Origin of the sequence: Streptomyces sp. NPDC005492 (assembly GCF_040605995.1) — a bacterium.
GTDB lineage: Bacteria > Actinomycetota > Actinomycetes > Streptomycetales > Streptomycetaceae > Streptomyces.
Genome location: NZ_JBEXDX010000055.1, coordinates 45,082 through 56,051, shown reverse-complemented (window position 1 = coordinate 56,051; position 10,970 = coordinate 45,082). Strand labels below are relative to the sequence as shown.

At 68.3% G+C, this 10,970-nt stretch carries 8 protein-coding genes and 2 tRNA genes; 3 read left to right on the top strand and 7 right to left on the bottom strand.

Annotation, left to right across the window (positions count from 1 at the left end; all coding sequences use genetic code 11):
• Positions 1 to 434 precede the first annotated feature (434 nt).
• A tRNA-Ala gene (locus ABZT04_RS40550) sits at positions 435 to 507 on the bottom strand.
• Between the two features lie 180 nt (positions 508 to 687).
• Between ABZT04_RS40550 and ABZT04_RS40545 the strand changes: the two genes are divergently transcribed.
• Entirely contained in the window at positions 688 to 1,236 is a 549-nt protein-coding gene (locus ABZT04_RS40545) for a DNA-binding protein (protein WP_019055167.1), read from the top strand.
• A gap of 81 nt (positions 1,237 to 1,317) precedes the next feature.
• On the top strand, positions 1,318 to 2,580 hold the full coding sequence (locus tag ABZT04_RS40540; protein ID WP_356064195.1) for a serine/threonine-protein kinase: 1,263 nt from the start codon (positions 1,318 to 1,320) through the stop codon (positions 2,578 to 2,580).
• Positions 2,581 to 2,593: 13 nt separating this feature from the next.
• On the opposite strand, the gene ABZT04_RS40535 is transcribed toward ABZT04_RS40540, so the two are convergent.
• Both ABZT04_RS40535 and ABZT04_RS40530 read right to left on the bottom strand, forming a co-directional pair.
• On the bottom strand, positions 2,594 to 3,922 hold the full coding sequence (locus ABZT04_RS40535) for a hypothetical protein (protein ID WP_356064192.1): 1,329 nt from the start codon (positions 3,920 to 3,922) through the stop codon (positions 2,594 to 2,596).
• A gap of 191 nt (positions 3,923 to 4,113) precedes the next feature.
• Positions 4,114 to 4,242, bottom strand: coding sequence for a DLW-39 family protein (locus ABZT04_RS40530; RefSeq protein WP_003999697.1), 129 nt, complete (start codon positions 4,240 to 4,242; stop codon positions 4,114 to 4,116).
• 337 nt (positions 4,243 to 4,579) lie between these two features.
• Between ABZT04_RS40530 and ABZT04_RS40525 the strand changes: the two genes are divergently transcribed.
• Complete coding sequence (locus tag ABZT04_RS40525) at positions 4,580 to 4,933, top strand: DUF6344 domain-containing protein (RefSeq protein ID WP_356064189.1); 354 nt, start codon at positions 4,580 to 4,582, stop codon at positions 4,931 to 4,933.
• A gap of 333 nt (positions 4,934 to 5,266) precedes the next feature.
• On the opposite strand, the gene ABZT04_RS40520 is transcribed toward ABZT04_RS40525, so the two are convergent.
• The 4 genes from ABZT04_RS40520 to gyrB form a co-directional block, all read right to left on the bottom strand.
• A tRNA-Ile gene (locus tag ABZT04_RS40520) sits at positions 5,267 to 5,343 on the bottom strand.
• Between the two features lie 124 nt (positions 5,344 to 5,467).
• The gene (locus ABZT04_RS40515) at positions 5,468 to 6,244 is read right to left on the bottom strand and encodes a DUF3566 domain-containing protein (protein ID WP_356064186.1); all 777 of its coding nucleotides are present in this window, start codon (positions 6,242 to 6,244) and stop codon (positions 5,468 to 5,470) included.
• Positions 6,245 to 6,262: 18 nt separating this feature from the next.
• On the bottom strand, positions 6,263 to 8,857 hold the full coding sequence (gene gyrA / locus ABZT04_RS40510) for a DNA gyrase subunit A (RefSeq protein ID WP_356064184.1): 2,595 nt from the start codon (positions 8,855 to 8,857) through the stop codon (positions 6,263 to 6,265).
• A gap of 42 nt (positions 8,858 to 8,899) precedes the next feature.
• Complete coding sequence (gene gyrB, locus ABZT04_RS40505) at positions 8,900 to 10,969, bottom strand: DNA topoisomerase (ATP-hydrolyzing) subunit B (protein ID WP_356064181.1); 2,070 nt, start codon at positions 10,967 to 10,969, stop codon at positions 8,900 to 8,902.
• Between the last annotated feature and the right edge of the window lies 1 nt (position 10,970).

Here is a 10,970-nt window from a genome sequence, read left to right as displayed (position 1 = left end):
GTCGACCTTGACGCTGACGAAGTGCTCGTTGAGGTAGTCGGCGGTGTCCTGGTCCTCGAGGGTCTCCCGCCCCACGGCGATGTTTCACGTGGAACATTCACCGGGCTGTCCAACACCTTTGATTTACGCAGACGGCCCGCGATGACGTTTGCAACGGCCGAGGTGTACAAGTAGCGCACAGACACCCTTGACGTACCGCACACCCTTGGTTACGCGTCCGTATTCATACAGCTCACACGCGGGACGCACGCACGTCCACATCATCTCCACACCGGGTCGCCCAGCGGCAGGACGCTCCTGCGAATTTTGTTCAACATGGAAGTTTGCGCAAATAACTGCAACGAAGATCCGCCCGTTACGTGACGCACGTCACCCCACGGACACAAACGAACACCGGCCGGACGCCACTGAGGGCGACCGGCCGGTGCGGGATGTGGAGCCTAGGGGAGTCGAACCCCTGACATCTGCCATGCAAAGACAGCGCTCTACCAACTGAGCTAAGGCCCCGCTAGAGAAGCGTCCGACCGGCAGAACCACATACCGGCGAGCTTCGGGGACCAGCGTACCGGGTCACCCCCGGTATCTCGCAAAAAGATGGGGCTCCCGGTGAACGACCACTCTCCGTAAGATGCTCGGCGTGGTTCGCTAGAGCGAACCGCGGTTTTGGGGAAGCGATGGGGAGACGCAATGGACGCCGCACAGCAGGAAGCCACCGCCAGAGCGCGGGAGCTGCAGCGGAACTGGTACGGAGAGCCTTTGGGGGCGCTCTTCCGTAAGCTCATCGACGATCTGGGGCTCAACCAGGCTCGTCTCGCGGGGGTGTTGGGACTCTCCGCACCGATGTTGTCCCAGTTGATGAGCGGTCAGCGGGCGAAGATCGGCAATCCCGCGGTGGTCCAGCGGGTGCAACTGCTGCAGGACCTGGCGGGGCAGGTCGCGGACGGGAGCGTGAGCGCGGCCGAGGCCACCGAGCGCATGGACGAGATCAAGAAGTCCCAAGGGGGCTCGGTGCTCAGCAACACCACGACCACGACGAGCAGTTCGGGGGCGCCCACGGTCAAGCGGGTGGTCCGCGAGATCCAGTCGCTGCTGCGCTCGGTCGCCGCCGCCGGCGACATCATCGACGCGGCGGACACCCTCGCCCCGACCCACCCCGAACTGGCAGAGTTCCTCCGGGTCTACGGCGCCGGCCGCACCTCCGACGCGGTCGCGCACTACCAGTCCCACCAGAGCTGAGCCTCACGGCCCGGCAGCCGATCGGGGGTTCGGCGGCCGGGCACGCCGGGGTGGTCGAAGGGGGAGGAGCGACGCACAGCCATGGGTGAGGTCTTCGCCGGCCGGTACGAACTGGTCGACCCGATCGGGCGCGGAGGTGTCGGCGCGGTCTGGCGCGCCTGGGACCACCGCCGTCGCCGCTATGTGGCCGCCAAGGTCCTGCAGCAGAGCGACGCGCACTCCCTGCTGCGCTTCGTACGGGAACAGGCACTGCGGATCGATCACCCCCATGTGCTCGCACCGGCCAGTTGGGCCGCCGACGACGACAAGGTCCTGTTCACCATGGACCTGGTGGCGGGCGGTTCGCTCGTCCATCTCGTCGGGGACTACGGCCCGCTGCCTCCCGCGTTCGTCTGCACGCTGCTCGACCAGCTCCTCTCCGGTCTCGCCGCGGTGCACGCCGAAGGTGTCGTCCACCGTGACGTCAAGCCCGCCAACCTGCTCCTCGAAGCCACCGGCACGGCCCGCCCGCGGCTGCGCCTGTCCGACTTCGGCATCGCGATGCGGCTGGGTGAGGCCCGCCTGACGGAGACCAACCTCGTGGTGGGCACGCCGGGTTACCTCGCGCCCGAGCAGATGATGGGCGCGGATCCGGACTTCCCCTCCGACCTGTTCGCCGTAGGACTGGTGGCGCTGTATCTGCTGGAGGGCGCCAAGCCGGACTCCAAGGCACTCGTCCAGTACTTCGCGGAGCACGGGACGCCCGGGGCGCCCAAGGGGATTCCCGAACCGCTGTGGCAGGTCGTGGCGATGCTGCTGCAGCCCGATCCACAGGCCCGCTTCCGTACGGCCACGGGGGCGCGCAAGGCGCTTGCCGCAGCGGCGGAACTGCTGCCCGCGCCCGGCCCCGACGACGAGTTGATCGAGATCTTCGACCAACTGGGGCCGCTTCCTTCGGGGTTCGCGCCCGAGGGTCCGCTGAAGCGGGCTTCCGGGGTGGACACGGGATCGACGACATCTCAGGTGACCGGAGCCGAAACGGGTCCGCGCGGCACGGACTCCGTCCCCCTCGATCCACGCCGGGGCATCGTCTCCGAGCCGTCCGCCCCGACCCCCACCCCAACTCCCACTCCGATGTCAGACACCGGCAGCTTCCATCTGCCACCGCCCCCTGTCCTGTCCTCCCCCCGGCCGCGTGCCGATCCCTCCACCGCTTCGTACACCGCGGAGGTCCCGCAGGTTCCGCAGCACCGGGCCAGACGCGCCCGGCGCCGTCCCGGGCCGCCCGCGAGGGTGGCGATCCCGGTCCTGCTGCTCGCACTGGTCTGCTACGGCGTGGGGTTCTGGGCGCTGACCCGCGTCTGACCCGCACCGGCGGCTACAGCGCGGCCGTCGAAGCCCGCCGCCGGGCCGCCACCGTCCACACGCCGAGCGTCGCCAGCAGCACGCTGCCCGCACCGATCCCGGCCACCGCGAGCACCTTCATCGCGGTGTCGCCTCCCCCGGCGTTCCCCGTCGCGGCCGCCTCGCGGTCCTGCGTGGTCACATCGAAGATGTTCCGGGGTGCGGACTGCCCCGCGTACCCGGGACCGGCATGCGCCGCGCCGCTGACACGCACGCGCAGGGTCACCGGGAACGGCCCCTGGCCGAAGCTGTCGGCCACCTGCGCGGCGAGATGCACGACGAGGTAGTACGACCCGGCGAAGCGCATCCCGTTCTCGTGGTCGAGGACGGAGTAGCGGTTGCGGTACTCGACGGGCGGCAGGGGCTGGAGGGCAGCGGAGTCCTGGCCGCCTTGATAGCTGAGGCCGGCCTCGTCGACGGAGCCGCGCACAGGGTTGTAGAGCGCCAGGTCCAGCGCACGCGTCACATAGCCGCTGCCGCCGCTCGAAGCGCCCAGTTCAGCGGTGACGGAGAGCTGTTGGCCCCAGTCGACCGGCACCTTGTAGAAGAGCGTCCCGCCGGGCTCGACGTCGTCCCGCCACACCCCCTGTCCCACGGCGACCGCCCCGGCGAAGCCCGACCCGCCCGCCCGGCGCCGGGCCTCCCCGGTGACGGCCTCGGGCGAAGCGGAGTTCCAGTCCTGGGGCGCGTCGGTCGTGCCGGCCTGGGCCGGCGGGGGTTCCGACACCGCGGTGAGTTCCAGGCCCCAGGTGTCCGGCGAGGAACCCGACGCGTCGACGCGCTCGACGAGCACGTAGTACTTGCCGCCGCCCTTGCACAGGACCTGGCCCGCCTCCCGCGCGGCCCAGGCGGCGACCGGGTGGGGGCTCCGGTCCGCGCCGAAGGTGGCGCTCCGGTGCGTGCAGGCGGTGCCTGCGGCGTTCTGCATCGACACCTTGATGCCGTCGGTCGCGGCAACCGTGGTGCCCGCCGGAGGCACGGCGGTCACGGAGACGTAGATGTCCGACGTGGTGTCGAGATCGAGGCCGTAGTAGAGGCCGGCGCCCTTCGGCAGGGAACTCCTGTACGTCTCACCGGGCTTGAGAATCTCGGCCTCGTCCGTGCCGACCGCTCCGTCGACGGTCCGGTCGCCCTTGTCGTAGCCGTAGGGGCTCGGTGACCCGGCCGCCGTGGCGGGCAGGACCGTGAGGCCGGCCGTCGCGCACAGCACCGCGGCGACGACACCGGCACGTCGCAGGGCCCCAGCGACGGGCGTACGGCCGCCCTGTGCCCGCGTCCGCCACCACGCCGTACGCCGCCCCATCACACGTCACCCCTCGTCGTTGCTCCGGACGTGGCCCATCCTGCCCCGCACGCGCGCGTGGCATCCGGGCAATGCGTACGAGCGTCCGAAACGCCCGGGTCGTGGCGTCCGTACCCGCACCGGAGCGGGAGCGCAACACAAAGCCCCGACCGCCAGGCGGTCGGGGCTTGCTCAGAACTGGATCTCGGTACTCACGAACCCGTGGGCACGGAGTCGGTCGCCTCCGTCCACAGATCCTGCTCGGCGCGATCCGCCTGGATCTGGCGGTACACGAGGAGCCCGCCGATGGCGGCCAGTGCGACCAGGAGAAGCTTCTTCACCGCGCGACCTCGTCTTTCCTTGACGTTGGGGACCTCTGTCGCCCGACTATACACACCGACCGATACCGATCGGTGACCTGTGTCCGCGGCCAACTGCCGCCCGGGACAACGCAGTAGGAGCGGACGGAACCGCTCCGATCGGAGGGTGATCACACCCTCACAGAAGGTCACTTCGCCCACGCTTCTCCACTTTCCTGCCGTTTTTGGGCCACTTGCACCCATCCGGGTGGTGTTCATCGGAACATCGACGCGCCACGGGCGTCGGTCCACCACTTCGCGAGCCGCATACACATCATGAGGAAAGTACGCAAATCGCCCAACCCGAAAGTGAGGGGCCATGACCCAGATCAAGGTCATGAAGCTGTGGAACGCCTTCGTCACCGCCTTCCTCGCGCTGTGCACGGCGCTCGGACTCATCACGATCAGCGCGCCGGCAGCCACCGCCGCCGCGCTGCCCCGGTCCAAGGCGACGGGCACCAGCGCCACCGCGCAGGTGACGACACCGGCGATCTCCCCCTGGTCCTTCACCAGGTCCCTGCCCCCCACGATGAAGCAGCGCATCCGCGCCGAGGCCCACGGCAAGTCCCCCAGTTGCCGCCACCGCCCGCCGACGGACACGGACGAGACCACGGAGCCCGCCACCCCGGCCGACCCGGACCACGCCGAGCCGCCGACACCCCTCCAGCGCTGACCGGCACGCGACACCTCACCTCACCCAAGTCCCCACCGCCCCAACGTCTCTGGCACAGCGGCGAACTTGCGTACAACGCTCCAGAGAAGACACCGACGACCCCCGGCCTGTTGCGGCCGGGGGTCGTTCTGCTGCCGCCGGAGTCACCAGGACTCCGCCTCCAGGAACAGCGCGATCATCTCCCCGAAGAACCAGAGGGAGAACACCAGACACGCAAACCACAGCCCCCACAGGACCACTCGTCGTACGCGCATGAACGGCTCGCCCTCGGCTGTCGATGTCGGCCACAGATGCCGAAGACCCCCGATCCATCCGGACCGGGGGTCTTCGTGCTGGTGGGGCTAACAGGATTTGAACCTGTGGCCTCATCCTTATCAGGGATGCGCTCTAACCAACTGAGCTATAGCCCCGCCGCGCTGTGCGGAGTGTGTCCCGCGCGCTGACTCCTGAAGATTAGCGCACGACATGGGCAGTCCCAAAATCGATAGTCATGGGACCGCCCAGGGAGGTTTCAACCCCCGTTGACCCGAGTTCTCACTCGTCCTCGGCGAGCGTCAGCTCGATGCCGCCGACGAAGCCGGCGGAGAGGTTGTAGATGAACGCGGCGAGCGTCGCGAGGGCCGTGGCGAGGACGACGTCGATGACCGCGATGATCCCCGCGAACGTCAGGACGTGCGGAAGCGACAGGAAGGACTGCAGGTCGAAGCCGTTCGACTCGTTCGAACCGGTCGCCTCCGAGATCGTGCCGCCGACCGTGGAGAAGACCCCCATCGCGTCCATGACCATCCACAGCACCGCGGACGCCACGACCGTGCAGATGCCCAGCGCGATGGAGAGCAGGAAGCTGACCTTCATCACCGACCACGGGTCGGCCTTGGCCACCCGCAGCCGCGCCTTGCGGGTGCGGGGCGCGGTGCGCGCGCCCGTGCGCGGACGCCGTACGGCACCGGTCTGGGCGGCCGACGCCTGCGTGGGGTAGGCCTGCGGCGGGTGGTAGGGACCCTGCGCCTGCTGCGGCTGGCGCTCCCCCGGCAGCGGGGAGGCCTGCGGCGGAGTGGCGGGCGCGGCCGGGGCGCCAGCTCCCGGCGCGGCCGGGCCCGCCCCAGCCGACTGCTGCTGGGTCTGCGGGCCTCGGGTGTCCGTCACAGTTCCCCCCTGGGATCCATGCGTGTCGGGCGCGTGCGAGTCGGCCTTCTTCGCGTCGATCGCACGCAGTTGGGTCGTGTGCGGATCTGTCGCGTTCGCGGCGGAGCCACGGCCGCCGCCGTCCGTGTCCGTACCGGTCGATCCGGCGCCCGTGGCTCCGCTCACGATGACTCTCTCCTCGTGCTACTCGACGGAGGGTGCGTCACCCTCGTCCGTGCCGGTGGTCGCGACACCCTCGGCGGTCTCGTCCACGGCCTCGTCGCCGTCGACTTCCGCCGCCTCGGATCCCGCCTCGGCGTTACGAGCGATACCGACGACGGCATCGCGCTTGCCCAGGTTGATCAGTTGGACGCCCATGGTGTCACGGCCCGTCTCCCTGACCTCGTTGACTCGCGTACGAATCACACCGCCGGACAGCGTGATGGCGAGGATCTCGTCGGTCTCCTCGACCACCAGCGCGCCGACGAGAGAACCGCGGTCCTCGACGATCTTGGCGGCCTTGATGCCGAGGCCGCCGCGACCCTGGACGCGGTACTCGTCGACGGCGGTCCGCTTCGCGTACCCGCCGTCCGTGGCAGTGAACACGAACGTACCGGGTCGAACAACATTCATCGAGAGCAACTGGTCGCCCTCGCGGAAACTCATGCCCTTGACACCGGAGGTGGCACGCCCCATGGGACGCAGCGCGTCATCCGTCGCGGTGAACCGGATCGACTGTGCCTTTTTGCTGATCAGCAGCAGATCGTCCTCGGACGAGACGAGTTCGGCGCCGATCAGTTCGTCGTCGGAACCATCCTCCGTCTCACGGAGGTTGATCGCGATGACACCTCCCGAGCGGGGGGAATCGTAATCCTTAAGAGGCGTCTTCTTGACCAAGCCACCCTTGGTGGCGAGGACCAGGTAGGGCGCCGCCTCGTAGTCGCGGATCGCGAGGATCTCGGCGATCGCCTCGTCCGGCTGGAAGGCGAGCAGGTTCGCGACATGCTGCCCGCGCGCGTCCCGGCCGGCGTCGGGGAGTTCGTACGCCTTCGCGCGGTAGACGCGGCCCTTGTTGGTGAAGAACAGCAGCCAGTGGTGGGTGGTCGACACGAAGAAGTGGTCGACGATGTCGTCTTCCTTGAGCTTCGTGCCGCGTACGCCCTTGCCGCCGCGCTTCTGGGAGCGGTAGTCGTCCGCCTTGGTGCGCTTGACGTAGCCGCCGCGCGAGATGGTGACGACGATGTCCTCTTCGGCGATGAGGTCCTCGATGGACATGTCGCCGTCGAAGGGCACCAGCATCGTCTTGCGGTCGTCGCCGAACTTCTCGACGATCGCGGCGAGTTCCTCGCTGACGATGCCGCGCTGGCGGACCGGGGAGGCGAGGATCTCGTTGTATTCGGTGATCTTCGCCTGGAGTTCGTCGTGCTCCTGGATGATCTTCTGGCGCTCCAGGGCGGCCAGTCGGCGAAGCTGCATCTCCAGGATGGCGTTCGCCTGGATCTCGTCGATCTCCAGGAGGCCCATCAGGCCCGTACGCGCGATCTCCACGGTGTCGCTGCGCCGGATCAGCGCGATGACCTCGTCGATGGCGTCCAGGGCCTTCAGGAGGCCGCGCAGGATGTGCGCCCGCTCCTCGGCCTTGCGCAGCCGGAACTTCGTCCGCCGGACGATGACCTCGATCTGGTGCGCCACCCAGTGGCGGATGAACGCGTCCAGGGACAGCGTCCGCGGCACACCGTCGACCAGGGCCAGCATGTTGGCGCTGAAGTTCGACTGAAGGTCCGTGTGCTTGTAGAGGTTGTTCAGTACGACCTTGGCGACCGCGTCCCTCTTGAGGACGATGACGAGGCGCTGGCCGGTACGGGACGACGTCTCGTCGCGGACGTCGGCGATGCCGCCGACCTTGCCGTCCTTCACCAGGTCGGCGATCTTCTGCGCGAGGTTGTCGGGGTTGGTCTGGTAGGGGAGTTCGGTGACCACCAGGCACTGGCGGTTCTGGATCTCCTCCACCTCGACGACCGCGCGCATGGTGATCGAGCCGCGACCGGTGCGGTACGCCTCTTCGATGCCCTTACGGCCGACGACGAGGGCGCCGGTCGGGAAGTCGGGGCCCTTGATGCGCTCGATCAGCGCGTCGAGGAGCTCCTCGTGCGAGGCCTCGGGGTTCTCCAGGCACCACTGGGCGCCCGCCGCGACCTCACGGAGGTTGTGCGGCGGGATGTTGGTCGCCATGCCGACCGCGATCCCGGCCGAGCCGTTGATCAGCAGGTTCGGGAAGCGGGCCGGCAGGACGGTCGGCTCCTGGGAGCGGCCGTCGTAGTTGTCCGTGAAGTCGACGGTCTCCTCGTCGATGTCACGGACCATCTCCATGGACAGCGGCGCCAGCTTGCACTCGGTGTAGCGCATGGCGGCGGCGGGGTCGTTGCCCGGGGAGCCGAAGTTGCCGTTGGAGTCCACCAGCGGCATCCGCATCGACCACGGCTGCGCGAGGCGGACCAGCGCGTCGTAGATCGAGGAGTCGCCGTGCGGGTGGTAGTTGCCCATGACGTCGCCGACGACGCGGGCGCACTTGTAGAAGCCCTTCTCGGGCCGGTAGCCGCCGTCGTACATGGCGTACAGGACGCGGCGGTGGACGGGCTTGAGGCCGTCACGGACGTCGGGCAGGGCGCGCGACACGATGACGGACATCGCGTAGTCGAGATACGAGCGCTGCATCTCCGTCTCGAGCCCGACGGGCTCGACGCGCTGGGCGATGATGGCGCCCTCTTCGGGCGTACTAGGAGTGTTCTCGTCGGCCATTGCTGGTGAGGATCCTTCCTGGTGCGGTCAGCTGAGACCGACTCAGATGTCGAGGAAGCGGACGTCCTTGGCGTTGCGCTGGATGAACTGGCGGCGCGCCTCGACGTCCTCGCCCATGAGGACCGAGAACAGGTCGTCGGCCTGCGCGGCGTCGTCCAGGGTGACCTGGCCGAGGACGCGGTGCTCCTGGTCCATCGTGGTGATGCGCAGCTCCTCGGCGTTCATCTCGCCGAGACCCTTGAAGCGCTGGATCGAGTCTTCCTTGATCCGCTTGCCGTTCTGCCGGCCCAGCTCGATCAGGGCGTCGCGCTCGCGGTCCGAGTACGCGTACTCGAAGTCGTCGCGGCCCCACTTGATCTTGTACAGCGGGGGGCGCGACAGGAAGACGTGCCCGGCCTCGACCAGCGGCCGCATGAAGCGGAACAGGAAGGTCAGCAGCAGGGTGGAGATGTGCTGGCCATCGACGTCGGCGTCCGCCATCAGAATGATCTTGTGATAGCGCAGCCGCTCGATATCGAAGTCCTCGTGGACTCCGGTGCCGAAGGCGGAGATCAGCGCCTGGATCTCCTGGTTCTGCAGGATCTTGTCGATCCTGGCCTTCTCGACGTTGAGGATCTTGCCTCGGATCGGGAGGATCGCCTGGTACTGCGGGTTCCGGCCGGACTTGGCCGAGCCGCCGGCGGAGTCACCCTCGACGATGAAGATCTCGCACTTGGTGGGGTCGTTCGACTGGCAGTCGGAGAGCTTGCCCGGCAGGGACGCGGTCTCCAGCAGGCCCTTGCGCCGGGTGAGGTCGCGGGCCTTGCGGGCCGCCACGCGCGCGGTGGCCGCCTGGATGCCCTTGCGGATGATGTCCGAGGCCTCGTTCGGGTTGCGGTCCAGCCAGTCGTTGAGGTGTTCGTAGACCGCCTTCTGTACGAAGGTCTTCGCCTCGGTGTTGCCGAGCTTGGTCTTGGTCTGGCCCTCGAACTGGGGCTCGGCCAGCTTCACCGAGATGATCGCGGTCAGACCCTCGCGGATGTCGTCGCCCGTGAGGTTGTCGTCCTTCTCGCGGAGCAGCTTCTTGTCGCGCGCGTACTTGTTGATCAGCGACGTCAGCGCGGCCCGGAAGCCCTCTTCGTGCGTGCCGCCCTCATGCGTGTGGATGATGTTGGCGAAGGAGTACACACCCTCGGTGTAACCACTGTTCCACTGCATCGCGACCTCGAGGGACAGGCTCTTGTCCTTGTCCTCCGCCTCCAGGTCGATGACGGTCGGGTGCACCACGTCTCCCTTGCGGGAGTTGAGGTACGTCACGTAGTCGACGATGCCGCCCTCGTAGTGGTACGTGACGGTCTTGACCTCGTCCTTCTCGTCCGCACCCGCCTCGTCGGCACCGGCCGTGGCCTTCGCCAGCTCGCGCTCGTCAGTGAGTTTGATCGTCAAACCCTTGTTGAGGAACGCCATCTCCTGGAAGCGCCGCGACAGCGTCTCGAAGGAGTACTCGGTGGTCTCGAAGATGTCCGGGTCGGCCCAGAAGGTGACCGAGGTGCCGGTCTCCTCCGTGGCCTCGTGCCGCGCGAGCGGGGCTGTGGGGACGCCCAGCTTGTAGTCCTGGGTCCAGCGGTAGCCGTCGGTCCTGACCTCGACGGCGACCCTGCTGGACAGCGCGTTGACCACGGAGACGCCCACGCCGTGCAGACCGCCGGAGACCGCGTAGCCGCCGCCCCCGAACTTGCCGCCCGCGTGCAGCACGGTCAGCACGACCTCCACGGCGGGCTTGCCCTCGGACGGGACGATGCCCACCGGGATGCCTCGGCCGTTGTCGATCACGCGCACGCCGCCGTCGTGGAGGATCGTGACGTCGATCGTGTCCGCGTGGCCAGCCAGCGCCTCGTCGACGGAGTTGTCGACGACCTCCTGCACCAGGTGGTGCAGACCGCGCTCGCCGGTCGAGCCGATGTACATACCGGGTCGCTTGCGGACCGCGTCCAGCCCTTCGAGGACGGTGATGGCGCTGGCGTCGTACGCCGTGCCAATAGCCTCGGCGACTTCAGCCGAGGCCTCTGTGGACGGGATGTTCTCGTTGGGGTTGCCGGAATCGGCCACGAAGCGCCCTTTCTGGCACAGCACA

Bases quoted from the DNA above. Each gene is read 5' to 3' on its own strand.
- ABZT04_RS40525 (WP_356064189.1), top strand. From the start codon at position 4,580: ATGACCCAGATCAAGGTCATGAAGCTGTGGAACGCCTTCGTCACCGCC.
- ABZT04_RS40545 (WP_019055167.1), top strand. From the start codon at position 688: ATGGACGCCGCACAGCAGGAAGCCACCGCCAGAGCGCGGGAGCTGCAG.
- ABZT04_RS40535 (WP_356064192.1), bottom strand. From the start codon at position 3,922: ATGGGGCGGCGTACGGCGTGGTGGCGGACGCGGGCACAGGGCGGCCGT.
- ABZT04_RS40540 (WP_356064195.1), top strand. From the start codon at position 1,318: ATGGGTGAGGTCTTCGCCGGCCGGTACGAACTGGTCGACCCGATCGGG.
- gyrA (WP_356064184.1), bottom strand. From the start codon at position 8,857: ATGGCCGACGAGAACACTCCTAGTACGCCCGAAGAGGGCGCCATCATC.